Raw genomic sequence first — 18,698 nt, 5'->3', positions numbered from 1 at the left:
GGCGCTCATGGCCGTCGCCCTCGGTGGCACGTTGTGGCTCGCCGGTTGCGCCGCGTCGCTTGCGTCGGGCGGGGAAGCGACAGGCGCACAGAGCTGGAGCGGGCGGCTGTCGCTGCGCGTCGACAGCGAACCGGTGCAGACCTTTGCCGCCCTGTTCGACCTGCGCGGTACACCGGAGCGAGGCACGCTCACGCTGACCACGCCGATCGGCAGCACACTGGCCGAACTGCAGTGGTCGCCCGACGAGGCGCTTCTGAAGAACGGCAGCGAGACACGGCGTTACGGCTCCGTCGACGCGCTGATCCAGGCCGCGACCGGCGCGGCCATTCCGGTCGATGCCCTGTTCGGCTGGCTCGCCGGCCGCAACGAGACCGTCACCGGCTGGCGACCGGACCTGAGCCAGTGGTCCGCGGGCAAGCTGCAGGCGGTGCGCGAATCGCCCTTGCCGCGCAGCGATCTGCGCATCGTGTTCGAGCGCTCATGAAGGCGCTCTACGACCTGCCCGCACCGGCCAAGCTCAACCTGTTCCTGCACATCACCGGCCAGCGGGCGGACGGCTATCACCTGCTGCAGTCGGTGTTCATGCTGATCGACTGGTGCGACACGCTCCACGTCGAACTGCGCAGCGACGGCCAGCTGAGCCGCGAAGACCTCACGGTGGCGCTGCCGCCCGACGACCTGGTGCTGCGCGCCGCCCGCGCCCTGCAGGCCCGCGCCGGGCCCGGGCAGGGCGCGCACATCGGCGTGGCCAAGCACGTGCCGGCGCAGGCCGGCATGGGCGGCGGCTCGTCCGACGCCGCCACCTGCCTGCTGGCGCTCAACCGCCTGTGGGGCCTCGATCTGCCGCTTGCAACTCTGGAAGAGGTCGGACTTTCGCTGGGCGCCGACGTGCCCTTTTTCCTGCGCGGTCACAACGCGTGGGTCGAAGGCATCGGGGAGCAGATCACGCCGATCGATCTGCCGGCAGCCCGCTTTGCGGTGCTGAAACCGCAGAGCGGGCTCGACACGCGTCTTATTTTTGCAGCGCCTGATCTCCAACGCGCCACAGCCGCTGCTATAATCACGGGCTTTGCTGCACATCGCGGATCTGGAGTCTTCGACTTTGGTCACAACGACCTGCAGCCGGTTGCACAGCGGCTCTGCCCGGACGTCACCGAAGCCATCGACTGGCTCGGTCACCAAGGGCTCACCGCACGAATGACCGGTTCTGGGAGTGCTGTGTTTGCAGCAATGCCGCAGGAAGCGGTGTTGCCAGAACCCCCGGAGGGTTGGCAACTCCGGAAATGCAGCAATCTGGCCATCCATCCGCTCGGCGGTTGGGCGGTCTAGAGAAAATGGATCGAATCGCTCGGCGGTTCGATGCGACATATATCGGTTGGGGGCGCAAGCCACCGACCCGTGTAGGGGAGTCGCCAAGCTGGTTAAGGCACTGGATTTTGATTCCAGCATGCAAAGGTTCGAATCCTTTCTCCCCTGCCAAAACACACGACGCGCGGCCCGAAGGGGCCGTGCGTTTTTGCGAAAACCGACCCGAATACCGACCTGAAAACAGGTCACGCGGCCCGCCGGCCACGCGACCCCAAGCGTTGCAGCTGCCCGGCTGTACACACCACGAGATCACTGGCGGCTCACTAAAGAGCCATTTCCCATTGCTGGACGCGCTCATGCAGGCTCAAGCCCCGGACTTCATGGTTTTCACCGGCAATGCCAACCCGGGCCTTGCCGCCGAGATCGCGCAGCACCTGGGCACCAGCTTGGGCGCCGCCCGCGTGGGCCGCTTCTCCGACGGTGAGGTCACGGTCGAGATCAACCAGAACGTCCGTGCCCGCGACGTGTTCGTGGTGCAGTCCACCTGCGCACCGACCAACGAGAACCTGATGGAACTGCTCATCATGGTCGACGCGCTCAAGCGCGCATCGGCCGAGCGCATCAGTGCCGTCATCCCCTATTTCGGCTACGCCCGCCAGGACCGCCGGCCGCGTTCGAGCCGGGTGCCGATCTCCGCCAAGGTGGTGGCCGACCTGCTTCAGACCGTGGGTGTGTCCCGCGTTCTGACGATGGACCTGCACGCCGACCAGATCCAGGGCTTCTTCGACATTCCGGTCGACAACATCTACGCCTCGCCGGTGTTGCTCGGCGACCTGCGCCAGAAGAACTACGACGACCTGATCGTCGTCTCGCCGGACGTCGGCGGCGTGGTGCGCGCACGGGCGCTGGCCAAGCAACTGAACACCGACCTCGCCATCATCGACAAGCGCCGCCCCAAGGCGAACGTGAGCGAAGTGATGAACGTCATCGGCGAGATCGACGGCCGCAACTGCGTGATCATGGACGACATGATCGACACCGCCGGCACGCTGGTCAAAGCGGCCGAGGTGCTGAAGGAACGCGGCGCGAAAAAGGTCTACGCCTATTGCACGCACCCGATCTTCTCGGGCCCGGCCATCGAGCGCATCGCTCAGGGCTCGGCCCTCGACGAGGTGGTCGTGACCAACACCATTCCCCTTTCCGACAGCGCCCTGGGCTGCGGAAAGATCCGCCAGCTCTCCGTGGCACCGCTGATCGCCGAAACGATCCAGCGCATTGCCAAGGGCGAGTCGGTGATGAGTTTGTTCTCGGACCAAGACAACTTGTTCTGAGCAAAGAGCCGGCTTCCTTTTCGGGAAGCCATTTTGAAACCGGCGCCGCACTGGTCGCGGTCGGCGCTCAAGAAGCGAAACGGCATTGCGCCTTCGCTCCAAGGAGTTAACTATGAAATTCGTCGCTTTTGAGCGCGCCAAGCAGGGCACGGGTGCGAGCCGCCGTCTCCGCATCACCGGCAAGACGCCCGGCATCGTGTACGGTGGCGAAGCCGCCGCGCAAATGATCGAGATCGATCACAACGCCCTGTGGCACGCCCTCAAGAAGGAAGCGTTCCACGCCTCCGTGCTCGAGATGGAACTCGGCGGCGCCGTGAGCAAAGTGCTGCTGCGCGACGTGCAGTACCACCCGTTCCGTCCGCTGGTGCAGCACATCGACTTCCAGCGCGTCGACGCCAAGACCCGCATGACCATGAAGGTGCCGCTGCACTTCAAGGGTGAAGAAGAGTCCGAAGCCGTCAAGATCGAGCTGAACCTGGTCAGCCACGTGACCACCGAACTCGAAGTGAACTGCCTGCCGGCCGAGCTGCCGGAATTCATCGAGGTCGATCTGTCGGGTCTGAAGAAGAACGGCACCGTCACGCTCAAGGACATCAAGCTGCCGCGCGGCGTGAAGTGGGTCAGCCACGGCAAGGTGAACCTGGTGCTGGCCTCGGCCACCGCCCCGGCCGCCGAAGAAGTCGATGCACCGGTCGAAGGCGCTGAAGTCGCCGCCGCGGCCGCGCCAGCCGGCAAGGGTGGCAAGCCCGCCGCCAAGACCCCGGCTGCAAAGACGCCCGCTGCCAAGACGCCTGCCGCCAAGAAGTAATTCACTTCTCGCAGCTATCCGGCCAACGGCCCGCCTCGTGCGGGCCGTTTCTTTTTCCGACGCCTCGATAATCCAGACATGATCAAGTTGTTCGTCGGCCTGGGGAATCCGGGCCCGGAGTACGAAGCCACGCGGCACAACGCGGGCTTCTGGTGGATCGACGCGCTGGCACGCGACCTCAAGGTCTCGCTGGCACCGGAGCGCAGCTACCACGGCCTGGCCGCACGCGCGAACGTGCACGGCCAACCGGTCTGGCTGCTCGAGCCACAGACCTTCATGAACCTGTCGGGCAAGTCGGTCTCGGCACTGGCACGCTTCTTCAAGATCGAGCCGCAGGAAATCCTGGTGGTGCACGACGAACTCGACGTGGTGCCCGGTCAGGTCAAGCTCAAGTTCGGCGGCAGCCACGCCGGCCACAACGGCCTGCGAGACATCCACGCGCAACTGGGCACCGCCGACTACTGGCGGCTGCGCATCGGCATCGGCCACCCGGGCGTCAAGGCCGAGGTGGTGAACTGGGTGCTGAAGAAACCACTGAAGGAGCAGCGCGAGGCCATCGACGACGCCATCGTCCGCACGCTGCATGCCGTGCCGGCGTTGCTGGCCGGCGAGATGGAGAAAGCCACGCTGCAGATCCACACGAGCAAGCCGCCCCGCCCCAAACCGCCTCGGCGTGAACCGGACGAGGGCGGCGGCGAGCCCGCCGCCCCTTAGTCAGGGCGGCGCCGACCGGGAAGAAGCGAAAGGGAGCGACGAATGAAAAGAACAGGACATCGACGCATCGCCATCGTCTGCATGGCGCTCTGCACGTGGATCGGCACCGTCCAGGCGCAGGATGCGTCCGGCGCCTGGCGCTGCGGCAACACCTACACCGACCAGCCCTGCAACGGCGGCAAGGCCTTGGCGCTCGACGAGGCGCCAAGCGCCGACCAGGCACGCGAGGCAGAGCGCAACACGCGGCGTACCCAGGCTGCGGCCGAGCGGATGGAACGCGATCGACTGCGCCAGGAAAGGGCCACGCCCTCCCCGCTCATCCATCTTCCGAAACCGACGAACGCCGTCTCACCGACCGAAGCCGGGCATCCGACGGCGAAAAAGAAAAAGGTCCGCAAGGAGCCGGAATTCTTCACCGCGGCCGGACCGGGCACGTCGAAGAAAAAGAAGGCAGCGAAGACTGACGCCGACAGTTAGGCGACGCCGACCGGCGGGGCGGACGCGTCGGCTGGCGGCTGGCCGGCGGCGTCTTTCTTGACCGCCGTCAGTCGCTCGAACTTCTGCCACAGCGTCTCGCGCGTCTCGACATGGTCGGGGCTCACCGGGATGCAGGCCACCGGGCAGATCTGGACGCATTGCGGCTCGTCGAAGTGGCCGACGCATTCGGTGCACTTGCGCGGATCGATCTCGTAGATGTCCACGCCCATGTAGATCGCGTCGTTGGGGCACTCCGGCTCGCAGACATCGCAGTTGATGCATTCGTCGGTGATCATGAGGGCCATGGCGCGATTATCCGCCGCAGGCATGCTTGCTGCGACAGTCGGGTTATGCTGCGCCCCGCCCCATGAGTCTGTTTCTATTCAAGCGCTTCGCGACGCTGATCGGCACCCTGATCGGTGCCTCGGTCATCGTGTTCCTCGTTCTCGAGATCCTGCCCGGCAACGCCGCGCAGTTGCTGCTCGGCCCCGACGCGTCGCCGGACGCCGTGGCCGCGCTCGCCACCAAGCTCGGGCTCGACCAGCCAGCCTGGACACGCTACTGGCACTGGATCGGCGGCCTGCTCACCGGCAACCTGGGCGACAGCTACGCCTACGGCTCGCCGGTGCTCGACCTCATCCTCGAACGTCTGGCGCTCACCGTGCCCCTGGCCCTCATGGCGATGACGCTCACCGCCGTGCTGGCGCTGCTGGTGGGCGTGACCGCCGCGGCGCGCCACAACAAGCTGGGCGACGTCGGGCTGATGGGCCTCACGCAGGTGGGCATCGCCATCCCCAACTTCTGGTTCGCGATCCTGTTGATCCTCGTCTTCTCGGTGCAGCTTCAATGGTTCTCGGCCGGCGGCTTCGACGGCTGGGGCGAAGGTGTGTTCGCCGGCATCAAGTCGCTGCTGCTGCCCGCGCTGTCGCTGGCCGTGGTGCAGGCCGCGATCCTCGCGCGCATCACGCGCTCGGCCGTGCTCGAGGTGATGCGCGAAGACTTCGTGCGCACCGCCCGCGCCAAGGGCGTGTCGCAGCGCGCCGTACTCTGGACCCACGTGCTGCGCAACGCGATGATCCCGGTAGTCACCGTGATGGGCATGCAGTTCGCCGAGTTGCTGGCCGGCACCATCGTGGTCGAGAACGTGTTCTACCTGCCCGGCCTCGGCCGGCTGATCTTCCAGGCCATCAGCAACCGCGACCTGGTGGTGGTGCGCAACTGCGTGATGCTGCTGGCGGCGCTGGTGGTCATTGTGAATTTCGTGGTCGACGTGCTCTATGCCGTGATCGACCCGCGCATCAAGGCGTCCGACATATGAGCGCGCTTCCCACGGCCGTGCCGAGTGCCGCCGCCCTGACGGTGCCGGGCTTCTGGCGCCGCGCCTTGCAGCACCGCAGCTTCGTCATCGGCGCGGTGCTCACCCTGCTGTTGCTGCTGGCCGCCACGGTGTCGCTGGTGTGGACGCCCTGGTCGCCCTACGAGATGGACATGGCGATCAAGCTCCAGAAGCCGAGTGGGTCGCACTGGCTGGGCACCGACCCCTTCGGGCGCGACGTGGCGTCGCTGCTGCTGGTGGGTGCGCGAGCGTCGATCCTGGTCGGGTTGATCGCGGTGGGCATCGGCCTCACCGTCGGCACCGCGCTGGGCCTGCTCGCTGCGGCGCGGCGCGGCTGGGTCGAAGAAGCCATCATGCGTTTCAGCGACTTCTCGCTGGCCTTCCCCGCGATCCTCTCGGCGATCATGATGACGGCGGTGTTCGGCCCAGGCATCGTGAACGCGATCATCGCGATCGGCATCTACAACATTCCGACCTTCGCGCGCATCACCCGCGCCTCGGCCAACGCGATCTGGTCGCGCGAGTACATCGCCGCCGCGCGCGCCTGCGGCAAGGGCGGCTTCGCGATCACGATGCAGCACGTGCTGCCCAACATCTCAGCCGTGCTGATCGTGCAGATCACCATCCGCTTCGCCATCGCCATCCTGGCCGAAGCGGCCCTCTCCTACCTCGGCCTCGGCACGCAGCCGCCGCAGCCCTCGTGGGGCCGCATGCTGAGCGAGGCGCAGACGATGATGTTCCAGGCGCCGCTGCTGGCGGTGTTCCCCGGCATGGCGATCGCGCTGGCGGTGCTCGGCCTCAATCTCCTGGGCGATGGTCTTCGCGACCTGCTCGACCCCCGTCTGGCAAGGGCACGCTGAACCATGAACCCCCACGCTCATCACTTCGTGTATCGCTGCCCCCCGAGGGGGCGCTCAGCGTCCTTTGGGCGGCCGGGCGGGCGCTGAACCATGGCATTGCTCGAAGTCAACGACCTCCACATCGGCCTGCAGACCCAGCGCGGCTCGGCCGAAGCCGTGCGCGGCATCGGCTTTTCGCTGGAGCGCGGCGAGACGATGGGCATCGTCGGCGAATCCGGTTGCGGCAAATCGATCACCGTGATGTCGCTCATGGGCCTGCTGCCGGCCAGCGCCCAGGTCGACGGAAGCATCCGCTTCGACGGCACCGAACTCGTCGGGCTCGACGAGCGCGCGATGTGCGATATCCGCGGCAACCGCATCGGCATGATCTTCCAGGAGCCGATGACGGCGCTGAACCCGGTGCACACCATCGCCCGCCAGGTCGGCGAGCCGCTGCGGCTGCACCGCGGGCTGTCGGCGACCGATGCTCGCAAGGAAGTGCTGACGCTGCTCGACCGTGTCGGCATCCCCGACGCGGCCTCGCGGCTCGATGCCTACCCGCACCAGTTCTCCGGCGGGCAGCGCCAGCGCATCGGCATCGCGATGGCACTGGCCTGCGGGCCCGACCTGCTGATCGCCGACGAGCCGACCACCGCCCTCGACGTGACGATCCAGAAGCAGATCCTCGACCTCATCCAGGGCTTGGTGGCCGAGCGCGGCATGGCGCTCATCCTGATTTCTCACGATCTCGGCGTGATCGCGCAGAGCGTCTCGAAGATGCTGGTGATGTACGGCGGCAGCGTGGTCGAGAGCGGCCCGACCGGCACCGTCTTCGCCGAGCGCGCGCACCCGTACACACAAGGCCTGTTCGCCGCGCGGCCCGCACTGGGCGCGCGGCGCGGCGGCCGGCTCGCCACCATCCGCGGCAGCGTGCCCGAGCTGGTCGACCTGCCGCCGGGCTGCCCCTTCGCAGGCCGCTGCGCCTTCACCATCGACGACTGTCACAGCACCCGCCCCCCGGCTACGCCGATGCCGCACGGCCACCAGGTGCGCTGCATACGGCTCGACGCGGTGTCCGCCGCCGTCGCAGGAGCCCGCGCATGACGACGAGCCCACCATTGCTCGAGGTGACCGACCTGGTCCGCCACTACGCGCTGCCGCGCGAGAAGCTGCTGGCACCGCCGCCGCAGGTCAAGGCGCTCAACGGCGTGAGCTTTCGCATCGAGGCCGGCCGCAGCCTGGGCATCGTCGGCGAATCGGGTTCGGGCAAGTCGACCATCGCCCGGCTGGTGATGGCGCTCGACGCGCCGACCTCCGGCACCGTGAAGCTGCTCGGCCGCGACCTGCATCAGCTGCCGCGGGCCGAGCTGCGTGCGGCACGGCGCGATGTGCAGATGGTGTTTCAAGACCCATACGGCTCGCTCGACCCGCGCCAGAAGGTGGCGCGCATCGTGGCCGAGCCGCTGGAGGCGCTGGCCGAAACCAGCCGCCGCGAACAGCGCGAGCGCGCGGCCGAATCGCTCGCCGCCGTCGGCCTGCGCAGCACCGACCTCGACAAGTACCCGCACGAGTTCTCCGGCGGCCAGCGCCAGCGCATCGCCATCGCCCGCGCGCTGATCACCCGCCCCAAGCTCATCGTCGCCGACGAGCCGGTGAGCGCGCTCGACGTGTCGGTGCAGGCGCAGGTGCTCAACCTCATGCAGGACCTGCAGCAGCAGTTCGGCATCAGCTACCTGCTCATCAGCCACGACCTCGCGGTGGTGAACCACCTGTGCGATGCGGTCTGCGTGCTGCACCGCGGGCTGGTGGTGGAGCGCGGCGACCCGCAGGAACTCTTCGCGCATGCGCAGCACCCGTACACGCAGGCCCTGCTCGCGGCCGTGCCGCGCGCGGAGCCGCCCGCGCGTGCGCAGCCGATTTCTGTCTGATTACCCCGGATCACGCTTGCTATAACGTCCTCCGTCTTCCCTACGCCCTTTCCAGGAGCCTGACCATGTTGAAACGCCGCACCGTTCTCACCGCATCCGCCGCGACCGCAGTCGCCTCGGCCCTTCCGTCGTTCGCGCTCGCGCAGAACCGCAAGGACGCGATGGTGCTGGGCATGACGCTGGAGCCGACGGGACTCGATCCGACGGCCTCCGCCGCCGTGTCGATCAGCGAAGTCACGCTCTACAACATCTACGAGACGCTGACCAAGATCAACGCCGACGGCAGCGTGACGCCGTTGCTGGCCGAGAGCTGGGATATCTCGCCCGACCTGAAGACCTATACCTTCCGCCTGCGCAAGGGCGTGAAGTTCCAGAACGGCGAGCCCTTCAATGCGCAGACGGTGAAGTTCGCCTTCGAACGCGCCGGCGGCGAGAAGAGCGTCAACAAGGACAAGCGGACCTTCGCCAACATCGGCGTGCAGGTGATCGACGACTACACCGTCGTGCTGCTCAACAAGGAGATCGATCCCGACTTCCCCTTCGTGCTCGGTCAGGCCACGTCGATCATCGTGGAGCCCAAGAGCGCCGACACGAACGCGACCAAGCCCGTGGGCACCGGCCCGTACAAGCTCGATGCGTACAACAAGGGCGCATCGCTCACCCTGAGCAAGTGGGACGGCTTTCGCAACCCGGCGCAGGCCAAGATCAACAAGATCACCTTCCGCTTCATCTCCGACCCGGCCGCGCAGGCCGCCTCGCTGCTGGCCGGCGACGTCGACGTGTTCCCGCGCGCGGCCACTCGCATCGTGGCGCAGTTCAAGGCCAACCCGCAGTTCCAGACCATCCTGGCCGGCTCGCGCGGCAAGACCATCCTGTCCATCAACAACGCCAAGAAGCCGCTCGACGATGTGCGCGTGCGCCGCGCCATCCTGGCCGCGCTCGACCGCAAGGCGATCATCGAAGGCGCGGCCGACGGCTTCGGCACGCCGATTGGCAGCCACTACGTGCCCGGCGCGCCCGGTTACGTCGACACCACGGCCGTGAACCCCTTCGACATCGAGAAGGCCAAGAAACTGCTGGCCGAAGCCGGCGTGAAAACCCCGCTGGAACTCACGATGACGCTGCCGCCACCTCCCTACGCGCGCCAGGGCGGCGAGATGGTCGTGGCCCAGCTCGCCAAGATCGGCATCGTGGTGAAGGTGCAGAACGTCGAGTGGGCGCAGTGGCTCAGCGGCACCTACGGCAACAAGAACTACGATCTGTCGATCGTGTCCCACGTCGAGCCCTTCGACCTGGGCAACTATGCCAAGTCGGACTACTACTGGGGCTACCAGTCGAAGCCGTTCGTGGCGCTGTTCGACAAGATCAAGAACACCGGCAACATCGCAGAGCGCAACAAGCTGCTCGGCGATGCGCAGAAGATGCTGGCCACCGACGCGGCCAACGGCTTCCTGTTCCAGCCGCAGTTCCCGACCATCGCGAAGAAGAACGTGAAGGGCCTGTGGAAGGAACTGCCGATCTTCGCGAACGACCTGTCCGCCCTGTCCTGGGGCTGAGCAAGCCGCCGCCGGCGAATCGACGCTCAGGCGAACTGCGCCACCAGCAGTTCGCGCGCCCGCGCCACGAAGTCGCTTTCGCCCTGGCGGGCCGGCAACACATGGAAGGCGACGCGGGGCAGCGCCGGAAGTCCGGCCAGCCGCAACGGCACCACACCGTTGCACAGCGCCGATTCATTGAGGCAGGCCACGCCCAGGCCCGCGGCCAATGCCGACTGCAGGCCCGCCACACCCGACGCGACATGCGCCACCTCGTAAGGCACACGCCGCTGCCGCAGCAGCTTCACGGTGAACTGGTGAAGCGCACAGGTGTCGGGCAGCACCAGCAGCCGCAACGGTGCGCCCTTCTGCCATGACAGGCCCCGCGTGCCCATCCAGACCAGCGCTTCGCGGCGCAGCAACGCGCCGCGCGCCACGGCGCCGGTACCGGTGCCGGTTTGGGCGATGCGCATCGCCACGCCGACATCGACGTCGCCGCGCGCATACGCGGTTTCGACGTCGCCGCTCTTCATGACGCTCACGTGCAGGCGCACCTGCGGGTAGCGTTCCCCCAGCCGCGCCAGCAGGCCCGTCAGTTCGGCCGGCCGGAAATAGTCGGTGATGGCCAAGCGCAACTCGCCCTGCAGTTGTTCGTCGCGCATCTCCCGGTAGGCCGTCTCGCTGAGCGCGAGGATGGCGCGCGCATGGCCCAAGAGGCGCGCGCCGGCCTCCGTCACCGCCACGCCCGCCTTGCTTCGGGTGAAAAGCGACCGACCAGCGCGCTCCTCCAGCTTGCGCACTTGCTCGCTGACCGACGACTGCGAGAGGAAGACGCGGGGTGCCGCCGCCGTGAGGCTCCCGGCCTCGGCAACGGCCACGAAGGTGCGGAGCTGTTCGATGTCGAAGGTCGCCATTGCATCCACCCGTTAATCCGATGACATATATCTTATCTTCCCGCTTTTCCGATGATGCGTAACGACGAAAAATCACCCGTCGTCATTCACATCCAGGAGCCCTCATGCCGCACATCGTCCTTCACCTTTCTGGCGCACCCGATGCCACCCGCACCCACCAGGCCGTCGACGCCGTGGTGCGCCTCACGCAGTCGGTGCTCGGCAAGAAGCTGCCGGTGATCGCCGTCGCGGTTCAGCACCTCGCCGCCGACCAGTGGTTCATCGGTGGCGAGACACTGGCGTCGCTCGGCCGCAGCGCCTTCCAGCTCGACATCAGCATCACCGATGAAACCAACACCAAGGCCGAGAAGGCGCGCTACCTGCGCGAGATCCACGCCGCGATGGCAGCGTTGATGCCCGATCTTCACGAGGTGTCGTACGTGCACGTGATCGACGCGCGGGCCGCGGCCTACGGCTATGGCGGGCTGACGCAGGAGCACCGCCACCAGCAGGCCGGCGTGTAGCGGCGACGGGTGCAGCGAGGGCGTGGCACCATGGCGGGAGCCACTACCTTCGAGGATCCTTCCGTGAGCGCAGCGCCCCGCCCCCTGACCGACAGCCTCGGCAACCCCGTCACGCTCGATGATCCGGCGAGCCTGCAAGCGGTCGACGACTTCGTCGGCGGCTTCATCGCCTGCGAGGCGCGTGCTGCGAACGTGCTCCACGCCGCCGAGGACACCAGCCCGCTGGTGCAGGCCTACTGCGCCGCGCTGCACATGTTCGCCGAATCGCGCGAAGGTGTGCCGAACGCGCGGCCCTTCATCGCGCGCGCAAAAGAAGGTGCGTCACGCGCGACGGCGCGCGAACAGCGCTTCATCGCCGCCGTTGCCGCCTGGATCGACGGCGACATCCACGGTGCGATCGCCCTGCACGAAGAGCAGGCGCGGGCCCATCCGCGCGACCTGGTGTCGGTGAAGCTCGGCCAGTACCACTGCTTCAACGGTGGCGACGGGCCCGGCATGCTGCGACTCGCCCTGGCCGCCTTGCCGCACACGGCCGACGTGCCCTACCTGCACGGAATGGTCGCCTTCGGCCACGAACAATGCCACCGCATGCGCGAGGCCGAGGCCAGCGCGCGGCGTGCCATCGCGATGTGCCGCAAGGAACCGTGGGCGCACCACGCGCTGGGCCACGTCATGCTGACCGAAGGCCGGCTTGCCGAAGGCCTGGACTTCATGCGCAGCGTGAGCGGCACCTGGACCGGACTCAACTCCTTCATGGTCACGCACAACTGGTGGCACGTGGCGCTGTTCCTCATCGACCTCGGCCACGACGCAGAAGCACTCGCCGTGTACGACCGCGAGGTCTGGGGCGTGGTGCCCGACTACACGCAGGACCAGATCGGCGCCGTGTCGCTGCTGGCGCGCTTCGAGCTCGCCGGCATCGACGTCGGTGCACGCTGGCAGGATGTGGCGGACCGCCTCGTCACCCGGCTCGACGACCATGTGCTGCCTTTCCTCGACCTGCAGTACCTCTATGGCCTGGCCCGTGCCGGCCGGCCCGAGGCCGACGTGCTGCAGCAGCGCATCGAGGCCTTCGCGCCCACCGCACCGGTGGGCGCACGCGATGCGTGGGTGCGCGTCTGCGTGCCGGCCGCGCACGGGCTGCTCGCGCATGCACGCGGCGACATGGAAGGCGCCATCGACGGGCTCGGCCTGGCGCTTCCGCGCCTCGTCGAGATCGGGGGCAGCCACGCGCAGCGCGACCTTTTCGAGCAGGTCCATCTGGATGCACTGGTGCGCTGCGGCACTGAGCGCACGCTGGGCGCGGCACAGGGCGTGCTGCAGCAGCAGGTCAACGGCCAGCCCGAATCGCTGCGGCTGAAGCGGCAGCTCGACCGCGTGTACGCCGGCCTGCACCTGCCGGCCGTTCACGGCTGAGGCGCGATTCAGTCTTTCTTCAGGTGCCGGCTCTGGTCGTAGTTCGGTTGCGCCGGCAGGTCGGCCAGGTGCCCTGCGTCGGCCCAGTCGAGCACCTCGATGCGGGTCGGGTCGGCGGCGTCGGCGATGCGGATGCGGTTGATGCCGGCGTTCGGAATGTCGCTCTGCCGGGGTCCGTTGAGGCCCAGCCCGCGGGCGGTGCGCCAGACCATGTCGAGCACGCCGCCGTGCGTCACCACCAGCAGCCGCTGTCCGTTGTGCGCCGTCGCCAGCGCAGCGAGCGCGGCCAGGATACGCGCGTGGAACTGCAGGGGCGACTCGCCTTCGGGCATGGCGTGGTCTTCGCGGAACTCCAGCCATTGCTCCCAGGCGCGCGGATGCAACTCGCGGATCTCTTCGGCCTTCATGCCCTCGACGACGCCGAAGTGCTGCTCGCGCAGGGCCGCCTGCGTGACGATGGGCAGGGCGAGTTGCTGCGCCGCGGGGGTGGCGGTCTGCTGCGCGCGCATCAAGTCGCTGCTGTAGACCTGGTCGACCGCCTCGCCCGCCAGCCGCAGGCCGAGGCGGCGCGCCTGCTCGTGGCCGGTGTCGTTGAGCGGGATGTCGACGTGGCCCTGAAAGCGCAGTTCGCGGTTCCAGTCGGTTTCGCCGTGGCGGATGAGGATGAATTCGGTAGGAGCGGAGGGGGATGTGGTCATGGCTGGCACCGATTGTCCCCGCATCGACCGCGCTGCAGTCCATGCAACACAATGGCGCCATGTCCCGACTTGTCCTCTTGCCCGGCCTCGCCTGCGACGAGCGCCTCTGGCAGGCCCAGCGGCCTGCCCTGCCACCCCACCTCGACATCCGCGTGGCCGATGTCCATGCACGGCACGACCGCATCGAAGGCATGGCCGCGGCGGTGCTGGCCGAGAACGACGGCCCGCTGATCCTCTGCGGCGCGTCGCTGGGCGGCATGATCGCGATGGAGGCCGCGCGCCAGGCGCCGGAGCGCATCGTCGGCCTCGCGCTGCTCGGCACCAACCCGCGGCCCGAGACGCCCGACATGTTCAAGCTGCGCGAGTCGGCCATCGAGCTGTTCGAACGCGGCGAGGCCCGCGACCTGATCGAGTTCAACGCGGTCTTCGCCTTTCATCCCGACCAGGCAGCCGACAAGGCGCTGATGCGGCGCTACGTCGAGATGGTGCTGCACGGCGGCGCGGCGCAGCTCATCCGCCAGAACCGTGCGGTGATGCAGCGGCCCGATGCACGCCAACACCTGCCGCACGTCCGCTGCCCGGTGCTGGTGCTGTGCGGCGATGCCGACCGTCTGACGCCGCCCGACTGCAGCAGCGAGATCGCGGCGCTGGTGCCGCACGCCAAGCTGCTGTGGATCGAACGCGCCGGCCACATGCTCACGATGGAGCAACCCGCTGCGGTGAACGCGGCCCTGGTCGACTGGCTGCGCGAATTGCAGCCCGCCTGATGTCACGCGTCGAGGTGCAGCCGACCCACGCCGCGGGGCCCGTTTCGCCCGGTGAGCCCGCGCAGGGCGACGAAGCCCGCCAGCAGCGCATCGGCATAGCTCGCGTAGCCCTGTTCGGCGCCCTGCATCACGGTGTAGTTGGCGAAGACGCTCTTCTCGCCGGTGCCTTCGAGGATGACCCAGCCGAAGCTGCGGTCGGGCAGCTCGCGCACGCTCAGCGCGAGGTCTCGCAATTCGAGATGACCCATGTGACGACTCCCTGTCTGATTCTTGTGGCGCACTTTTAGCCGCTGGGTACGGCGCCACCAAGGGCATCTGTCACGCTCTCGCGCGGCGCATGCCGATCGGATCAGGAAGACCCGCGGTCTGCGCGGGCGATAAAAAAAGCCGCGGATGCGGCTTCGGGCTCAGGTATGTGCCATGACGGCAATACCCTCGCGCTCGAGCGTCGAGCGGATGCGCCGCGCGAAGGCCAGCGCATGCGCGCCGTCGCCGTGCAGGCACACCGACTGCGCGTTGACCGACACGATGCTCCCATCGATGGCCGTGACCTGGTGGTCGCGCACCAGCGACAGGGTCTGCGCCAGCGACTGCTCTTCGTCCTCGATCAGCGCGCCGGGCTGGCTGCGTGGCACCAGGCTGCCGTCGGGCATGTAGCCGCGGTCGGCGAAGACCTCTTCCACTGGCTTCAGGCCGGCCCGCTCGGCGGCGCTGATCATGCCGCTGCCGGCCAAGCCGAAAAAGCGCAGGTTGGAATCGAAATGGCGCACCGCATCGCAGATGGCGGCAGCCAGCGCCGGCTCCTTCACCGCCTGGTTGTAGAGCGCGCCGTGCGGCTTGACGTGCACCAGCGTGCCGCCCTCGGCCTTGACGATCGCCGCCAGCGCACCGATCTGATAGAGCACGCCGGCGACGATGTCCTCGGGCGGCAGGTTCATGGTGCTGCGGCCGAAGTTCTCGCGGTCGGGAAAGCTCGGATGCGCACCGATCGCGACCTGGTTGTCGATGGCCCAGCGCACGCACTGGCGCATGGTGCTTGCATCCCCGGCGTGCCAACCGCAGGCGATGTTGGCCGAACTCACCAGCTTGAGCAATTCTTCGTCACTGCCGGCGCCTTCGCCGAGGTCGGCGTTCAGATCGATCTGCATGGGGTCACTCCTTCATGACATTCTGCGCTGCGCCCGATGGGCCCGCCGCTCAGTCGGATGCTGCCGCGGACGCATCCGGTGCCTGCGCCCGCGCCGCGGGCACCGGCCAGCCGCTGGTGGCCAGGCCCTGTGTGAGTTGCGCCAGGTGCTGCTGCTGCAAGGTCCAGGCCTGCAGTGCCTCGGCCGCGTCGACCTGCACCAGCCGCAGCATGCCGCCGAGCGGCGCCTGTGCCAGCTTCCAGAGGTCGGCCCGAATCACGACGCCGATGCGCGGATAGCCGCCGGTGGTCTGCGCGTCGCCCATCAGGATGATCGGCTGGCCGGAGGGCGGCACCTGGATCGTGCCCGGGATGACACCCGACGACAGCATGTCGCCAGCGCGCTTGCGCTCCAGCACCGGGCCTTCGAGCCGGCTGCCCATGCGGTTGCTCTGCGGCGTCACGCGCCAGGGCTCGCGCCACAAGGCGGCCACCGAGGCCGAGGTGAACAGGCCGGACTCGGGGCCCAACATGACGCGCAGCGGGATCGCCTCGCCGAAGTCGCGGCCATCGATCGCCCAGTCGGGCGGGCGCACGCCGAAGCGGCGCCGTGCGAGTTGTGCGCTGTTCAGGGCCGGCGCACCGAGCGGCAGCCGGTCGCCCTTCTTCAGCGCCCGGCCCTGATGGCCGCCGAATCCGGCCTTGAGGTCGGTGCTGCGCGAGCCGAGCACCGGCGGCACGTCGATGCCGCCCGCCACGGCCAGCCAGGTGCGCAGGCCCTTCTTGCCCGCGGCCACGTTAGCGCCGACGAGCTTCAGGGTCTGGCCGGCCTGCACCGGCACGCTCCAGCACGGCCAGATCGGCACGCCGCCGAGCTGGGCACCGAAGTCGTCGCCCGCCAGCGCGATGCGGGTGGCGATGTCGAAGCGCAGTTCGCAGCCACCCATCGTGAGTTCGAGGCCGGCCGCTTCGTCGGGGTTGCCGACCAAGCGGTTGGCCGTCGTGAGCGCCAGCGTGTCGAGTGCGCCGCCGGGGCAGATGCCGCGCTCGCGATGGCCGTGGCGGCCCAGGTCCTGGACCGAGGCCAGCATGCCGGGCTTGAGGACGACGATCATGTCTGCACGCTCTCGACGACGAAGCGCACCCGGTCGCCGGGCCGCAGCAGGGTGGGCTCGGCAGCCGTCGGGTCGAACATCTCGAGCGACGTGCGGCCAATGAGTTGCCAGCCGCCGGGCGAGACCAGCGGGTAGACGCCGGTCTGCGCGCCGCCGATGCCGACCGAACGGGCCGGCACCGCCACCCGTGGCTCGGCCCGGCGCGGCGTGGCGAGTTCGGGCGGCAGGCCACCCATGAAGGCGAAACCAGGCAGGAAGCCCAGCAGGTAGACCACGTACTCCCCGGCGGCGTGGCGACGCACCACCTCGGCCGGCGTGAAGCCGGTGTGGGCGGCAACGTCGGCCAGGTCGGGGCCATGCTCGCCGCCATAGGCCACGGGGATCTCGACAGTGCGGCCCTCGATGGCTGCCGCCGCGAGTTGCGGCCAGGCCGCAAGCACCTGCATCTCGATCTCGGCGGCATCGATGCGGGCCGGGTCGAACACCAGCGTCAGGTTGTTCATGCCCGGCAGCGCTTCCAGCACCGCCGGCCATTGCAGCGCCTCGGTCGCCAGGGCCCAGATCTGTTGCTGCTGCGCCAGGGTGGCGGGGGGCGGCAGCTCGCACAGCAGGGCGGCGTCGCCCAGCGAATGGAGTCGGGGAGCAGGCGTCATTCGCGGCCGAGGCTGCGCACCTTGGCAACGAGCTTGTCCTGCACGAAGGGCGAGACGAACTTGTCGACTTCGCCGCCGAGCATCGCGATCTCGCGCACGAAGGTGCTGGAGATGAACTGGTACTTGTCGCTCGGCGTGAGGAAAACCGTTTCGACGTCGGGCATCAGCGAACGGTTCATGCCGGCCAGTTGGAATTCGTAGTCGAAGTCGGTGACGGCGCGCAGGCCGCGCACCATGGCCTTGCCGCCACGTGCCACGACGAAGTCGCGCAGCAGGCCGGAGAAGCTCTCGACCACCACCTGGTCGCTGTAGGGCGCGACGGCTTCGCGCGCCATCTCGATGCGCTCCTGCAGCGTGAAGAGGGTCTTCTTGTGGTGGCCCGCCGCGACCGCGACGACGACCTTCGAGAAGAGCTGGGTGGCGCGCCGCACCACGTCTTCGTGGCCCAGCGTCATGGGATCGAATGTGCCGGGGTAGACCGCAATCACGCTGGACATAGAGACTCCTTGTCGGCCGCAGCGGCCGGGGTCGGCGGATTATGCAGGGGCATGTCCGGGGTCTGCAGGGGCTAAAGCAGGTACGGCCGCGAGGGGCCGCAGCAGATGCGCATGCACGGCGCCGGCCTTCAGATGGCGGAAGGCGGCCAGCCCGAAGGCGGCGAGCTCGTCGTCGGCCCAGAGGCGCGGTGCCTCGAGGTAGACCGCGCCGTCGGGATGCAGCGCGCGCGCGGCCGCACGCAGTGCGGGCTCGTACAGCGCTGGGCTCTCGAAGGGCGGGTCGAGCAGCACCAGCTGCAGGCTGCCGGCGGGCACGCGCTCCAGCGCGGTCACGCCGTTGCCGCGCTCGATGCGCACCGCGTCGGCCGACAGCTTGGCCTTGGCCTTCTGCAGCTGCGCGATCAGATCGGCGTCCTGCTCGCACAGCAGCACCGAGGCGGCGCCGCGCGAGGCGGCTTCGAGGCCCAGCGCCCCGGTGCCGGCGAAGGCGTCGAGGCAGTGCCAGCCCGGCAGCTCGCCGCCACCCACGCCGGCCAGGCTGGCGAGCCAGTTGAACAGCGTCTCGCGCACGCGATCGGGCGTGGGGCGCAGACCCGGCTTGTCGGCCACGGCCAGGCGGGTGCGCTTCCATTGGCCGCCGATGATGCGGACTTCGTGCGGGCGCTTGTCGTGTTGCGGCACCTTGGCAGGTGTCTTGGTGGGAACCTTCTTCATGGGGCGAGCATAGCCCGCG

23 protein-coding genes and 1 tRNA gene are annotated in these 18,698 nt (G+C 68.3%); 15 read left to right on the top strand and 9 right to left on the bottom strand.

Going from position 1 to position 18,698, the window contains the following annotated elements:
- Positions 1–7 precede the first annotated feature (7 nt).
- The 7 genes from ACSFBE_RS07320 (at position 8) to ACSFBE_RS07290 (ending at position 4,638) form a co-directional block, all read left to right on the top strand.
- The gene (locus ACSFBE_RS07320) at positions 8–484 is read left to right on the top strand and encodes a lipoprotein insertase outer membrane protein LolB (RefSeq protein ID WP_435489724.1); all 477 of its coding nucleotides are present in this window, start codon (positions 8–10) and stop codon (positions 482–484) included.
- Positions 481–1,329 (top strand): 4-(cytidine 5'-diphospho)-2-C-methyl-D-erythritol kinase, encoded by an 849-nt coding sequence (ispE, locus tag ACSFBE_RS07315; protein ID WP_435489723.1) that lies wholly within the window; start codon positions 481–483, stop codon positions 1,327–1,329. Before ACSFBE_RS07320 ends, ispE begins: the two co-directional genes overlap by 4 nt.
- 73 nt (positions 1,330–1,402) lie before the next feature.
- A tRNA-Gln gene (locus ACSFBE_RS07310) sits at positions 1,403–1,479 on the top strand.
- A 185-nt stretch (positions 1,480–1,664) separates the two neighbouring features.
- Positions 1,665–2,639, top strand: coding sequence for a ribose-phosphate pyrophosphokinase (locus tag ACSFBE_RS07305; protein ID WP_435489722.1), 975 nt, complete (start codon positions 1,665–1,667; stop codon positions 2,637–2,639).
- 112 nt (positions 2,640–2,751) lie between these two features.
- Complete coding sequence (locus tag ACSFBE_RS07300) at positions 2,752–3,447, top strand: 50S ribosomal protein L25/general stress protein Ctc (RefSeq protein ID WP_435489721.1); 696 nt, start codon at positions 2,752–2,754, stop codon at positions 3,445–3,447.
- 78 nt (positions 3,448–3,525) lie between these two features.
- The gene (gene pth, locus ACSFBE_RS07295) at positions 3,526–4,161 is read left to right on the top strand and encodes an aminoacyl-tRNA hydrolase (RefSeq protein WP_435489720.1); all 636 of its coding nucleotides are present in this window, start codon (positions 3,526–3,528) and stop codon (positions 4,159–4,161) included.
- Between the two features lie 81 nt (positions 4,162–4,242).
- Positions 4,243–4,638 (top strand): hypothetical protein, encoded by a 396-nt coding sequence (locus ACSFBE_RS07290; RefSeq protein ID WP_435489719.1) that lies wholly within the window; start codon positions 4,243–4,245, stop codon positions 4,636–4,638.
- On the opposite strand, the gene ACSFBE_RS07285 is transcribed toward ACSFBE_RS07290, so the two are convergent.
- Positions 4,635–4,943, bottom strand: a complete 309-nt coding sequence (locus tag ACSFBE_RS07285) for a YfhL family 4Fe-4S dicluster ferredoxin (RefSeq protein WP_435489718.1) — start codon at positions 4,941–4,943, stop codon at positions 4,635–4,637. The genes ACSFBE_RS07290 and ACSFBE_RS07285 overlap by 4 nt on opposite strands.
- Before the next feature lie 62 nt (positions 4,944–5,005).
- Here ACSFBE_RS07285 and ACSFBE_RS07280 point away from each other — a divergent pair, with 62 nt between their 5' ends.
- From ACSFBE_RS07280 to ACSFBE_RS07260, 5 genes are all read left to right on the top strand, one after another.
- Positions 5,006–5,956 (top strand): ABC transporter permease, encoded by a 951-nt coding sequence (locus ACSFBE_RS07280; RefSeq protein WP_435489717.1) that lies wholly within the window; start codon positions 5,006–5,008, stop codon positions 5,954–5,956.
- Entirely contained in the window at positions 5,953–6,834 is an 882-nt protein-coding gene (locus ACSFBE_RS07275; protein WP_435489716.1) for an ABC transporter permease, read from the top strand. The genes ACSFBE_RS07280 and ACSFBE_RS07275 overlap by 4 nt, the downstream gene beginning before the upstream one ends.
- A 90-nt stretch (positions 6,835–6,924) precedes the next feature.
- Positions 6,925–7,917 carry an ABC transporter ATP-binding protein gene (locus ACSFBE_RS07270; RefSeq protein ID WP_435489715.1) on the top strand — a complete coding sequence of 331 codons (993 nt, stop codon included), beginning with the start codon at positions 6,925–6,927 and terminating at the stop codon, positions 7,915–7,917.
- A complete protein-coding gene (locus tag ACSFBE_RS07265; RefSeq protein WP_435489714.1) occupies positions 7,914–8,741 on the top strand; it encodes an ATP-binding cassette domain-containing protein in 828 nt (275 codons plus the stop codon). The genes ACSFBE_RS07270 and ACSFBE_RS07265 overlap by 4 nt, the downstream gene beginning before the upstream one ends.
- A 65-nt stretch (positions 8,742–8,806) precedes the next feature.
- A complete protein-coding gene (locus ACSFBE_RS07260) occupies positions 8,807–10,297 on the top strand; it encodes an ABC transporter substrate-binding protein (protein ID WP_435489713.1) in 1,491 nt (496 codons plus the stop codon).
- A gap of 26 nt (positions 10,298–10,323) precedes the next feature.
- On the opposite strand, the gene ACSFBE_RS07255 is transcribed toward ACSFBE_RS07260, so the two are convergent.
- Positions 10,324–11,190: a LysR family transcriptional regulator gene (locus ACSFBE_RS07255; protein WP_435489712.1), complete on the bottom strand. Its 867-nt coding sequence runs from the start codon at positions 11,188–11,190 to the stop codon at positions 10,324–10,326.
- 104 nt (positions 11,191–11,294) lie between these two features.
- Here ACSFBE_RS07255 and ACSFBE_RS07250 point away from each other — a divergent pair, with 104 nt between their 5' ends.
- Together ACSFBE_RS07250 and ACSFBE_RS07245 are read left to right on the top strand one after the other, a co-directional pair.
- Positions 11,295–11,693 carry a tautomerase family protein gene (locus tag ACSFBE_RS07250; protein WP_435489711.1) on the top strand — a complete coding sequence of 133 codons (399 nt, stop codon included), beginning with the start codon at positions 11,295–11,297 and terminating at the stop codon, positions 11,691–11,693.
- A 63-nt stretch (positions 11,694–11,756) separates the two neighbouring features.
- Entirely contained in the window at positions 11,757–13,109 is a 1,353-nt protein-coding gene (locus ACSFBE_RS07245; protein ID WP_435489710.1) for a tetratricopeptide repeat protein, read from the top strand.
- 8 nt (positions 13,110–13,117) lie between these two features.
- On the opposite strand, the gene ACSFBE_RS07240 is transcribed toward ACSFBE_RS07245, so the two are convergent.
- Entirely contained in the window at positions 13,118–13,807 is a 690-nt protein-coding gene (locus tag ACSFBE_RS07240; RefSeq protein WP_435489709.1) for a histidine phosphatase family protein, read from the bottom strand.
- 59 nt (positions 13,808–13,866) lie between these two features.
- Between ACSFBE_RS07240 and ACSFBE_RS07235 the strand changes: the two genes are divergently transcribed.
- Positions 13,867–14,574, top strand: coding sequence for an alpha/beta fold hydrolase (locus tag ACSFBE_RS07235; protein ID WP_435489708.1), 708 nt, complete (start codon positions 13,867–13,869; stop codon positions 14,572–14,574).
- Positions 14,575–14,576: 2 nt separating this feature from the next.
- On the opposite strand, the gene ACSFBE_RS07230 is transcribed toward ACSFBE_RS07235, so the two are convergent.
- The 6 genes from ACSFBE_RS07230 to ACSFBE_RS07205 all read right to left on the bottom strand — a co-directional run bounded on the left by ACSFBE_RS07230 (position 14,577) and on the right by ACSFBE_RS07205 (position 18,679).
- Positions 14,577–14,822 (bottom strand): hypothetical protein, encoded by a 246-nt coding sequence (locus ACSFBE_RS07230; protein WP_435489707.1) that lies wholly within the window; start codon positions 14,820–14,822, stop codon positions 14,577–14,579.
- A gap of 159 nt (positions 14,823–14,981) precedes the next feature.
- Positions 14,982–15,722 carry a 5-oxoprolinase subunit PxpA gene (gene pxpA / locus ACSFBE_RS07225; RefSeq protein ID WP_435489706.1) on the bottom strand — a complete coding sequence of 247 codons (741 nt, stop codon included), beginning with the start codon at positions 15,720–15,722 and terminating at the stop codon, positions 14,982–14,984.
- 49 nt (positions 15,723–15,771) lie between these two features.
- A complete protein-coding gene (locus tag ACSFBE_RS07220) occupies positions 15,772–16,815 on the bottom strand; it encodes a 5-oxoprolinase subunit C family protein (RefSeq protein ID WP_435489705.1) in 1,044 nt (347 codons plus the stop codon).
- Positions 16,812–17,468 (bottom strand): 5-oxoprolinase subunit PxpB, encoded by a 657-nt coding sequence (gene pxpB / locus ACSFBE_RS07215; RefSeq protein ID WP_435489704.1) that lies wholly within the window; start codon positions 17,466–17,468, stop codon positions 16,812–16,814. Before pxpB ends, ACSFBE_RS07220 begins: the two co-directional genes overlap by 4 nt.
- Positions 17,465–17,965, bottom strand: coding sequence for a pantetheine-phosphate adenylyltransferase (coaD, locus tag ACSFBE_RS07210; protein WP_435489703.1), 501 nt, complete (start codon positions 17,963–17,965; stop codon positions 17,465–17,467). Before coaD ends, pxpB begins: the two co-directional genes overlap by 4 nt.
- 39 nt (positions 17,966–18,004) lie before the next feature.
- The gene (locus ACSFBE_RS07205) at positions 18,005–18,679 is read right to left on the bottom strand and encodes an RsmD family RNA methyltransferase (RefSeq protein ID WP_435489702.1); all 675 of its coding nucleotides are present in this window, start codon (positions 18,677–18,679) and stop codon (positions 18,005–18,007) included.
- Positions 18,680–18,698: the final 19 nt, after the last annotated feature.

The organism is Variovorax sucrosi, from assembly GCF_051216635.1.
Taxonomy (GTDB): domain Bacteria; phylum Pseudomonadota; class Gammaproteobacteria; order Burkholderiales; family Burkholderiaceae_C; genus Variovorax.
The sequence above is the reverse complement of the archived record's forward strand: the minus strand, read 5'-3'. Positions and strand labels throughout refer to the sequence as shown.

Coding starts and splice junctions, on each gene's coding strand:
- ACSFBE_RS07230 (WP_435489707.1), bottom strand. CDS start 14,822: ATGGGTCATCTCGAATTGCGAGACCTCGCGCTGAGCGTGCGCGAGCTG.
- ACSFBE_RS07285 (WP_435489718.1), bottom strand. CDS start 4,943: ATGGCCCTCATGATCACCGACGAATGCATCAACTGCGATGTCTGCGAG.
- ACSFBE_RS07300 (WP_435489721.1), top strand. CDS start 2,752: ATGAAATTCGTCGCTTTTGAGCGCGCCAAGCAGGGCACGGGTGCGAGC.
- pxpB (WP_435489704.1), bottom strand. CDS start 17,468: ATGACGCCTGCTCCCCGACTCCATTCGCTGGGCGACGCCGCCCTGCTG.
- pth (WP_435489720.1), top strand. CDS start 3,526: ATGATCAAGTTGTTCGTCGGCCTGGGGAATCCGGGCCCGGAGTACGAA.
- pxpA (WP_435489706.1), bottom strand. CDS start 15,722: ATGCAGATCGATCTGAACGCCGACCTCGGCGAAGGCGCCGGCAGTGAC.
- ACSFBE_RS07270 (WP_435489715.1), top strand. CDS start 6,925: ATGGCATTGCTCGAAGTCAACGACCTCCACATCGGCCTGCAGACCCAG.
- ACSFBE_RS07305 (WP_435489722.1), top strand. CDS start 1,665: ATGCAGGCTCAAGCCCCGGACTTCATGGTTTTCACCGGCAATGCCAAC.
- ispE (WP_435489723.1), top strand. CDS start 481: ATGAAGGCGCTCTACGACCTGCCCGCACCGGCCAAGCTCAACCTGTTC.
- ACSFBE_RS07280 (WP_435489717.1), top strand. CDS start 5,006: ATGAGTCTGTTTCTATTCAAGCGCTTCGCGACGCTGATCGGCACCCTG.
- ACSFBE_RS07235 (WP_435489708.1), top strand. CDS start 13,867: ATGTCCCGACTTGTCCTCTTGCCCGGCCTCGCCTGCGACGAGCGCCTC.
- ACSFBE_RS07275 (WP_435489716.1), top strand. CDS start 5,953: ATGAGCGCGCTTCCCACGGCCGTGCCGAGTGCCGCCGCCCTGACGGTG.
- ACSFBE_RS07265 (WP_435489714.1), top strand. CDS start 7,914: ATGACGACGAGCCCACCATTGCTCGAGGTGACCGACCTGGTCCGCCAC.
- ACSFBE_RS07255 (WP_435489712.1), bottom strand. CDS start 11,190: ATGGCGACCTTCGACATCGAACAGCTCCGCACCTTCGTGGCCGTTGCC.
- coaD (WP_435489703.1), bottom strand. CDS start 17,965: ATGTCCAGCGTGATTGCGGTCTACCCCGGCACATTCGATCCCATGACG.
- ACSFBE_RS07290 (WP_435489719.1), top strand. CDS start 4,243: ATGGCGCTCTGCACGTGGATCGGCACCGTCCAGGCGCAGGATGCGTCC.
- ACSFBE_RS07220 (WP_435489705.1), bottom strand. CDS start 16,815: ATGATCGTCGTCCTCAAGCCCGGCATGCTGGCCTCGGTCCAGGACCTG.
- ACSFBE_RS07250 (WP_435489711.1), top strand. CDS start 11,295: ATGCCGCACATCGTCCTTCACCTTTCTGGCGCACCCGATGCCACCCGC.
- ACSFBE_RS07260 (WP_435489713.1), top strand. CDS start 8,807: ATGTTGAAACGCCGCACCGTTCTCACCGCATCCGCCGCGACCGCAGTC.
- ACSFBE_RS07205 (WP_435489702.1), bottom strand. CDS start 18,679: ATGAAGAAGGTTCCCACCAAGACACCTGCCAAGGTGCCGCAACACGAC.
- ACSFBE_RS07320 (WP_435489724.1), top strand. CDS start 8: ATGGCCGTCGCCCTCGGTGGCACGTTGTGGCTCGCCGGTTGCGCCGCG.
- ACSFBE_RS07240 (WP_435489709.1), bottom strand. CDS start 13,807: ATGACCACATCCCCCTCCGCTCCTACCGAATTCATCCTCATCCGCCAC.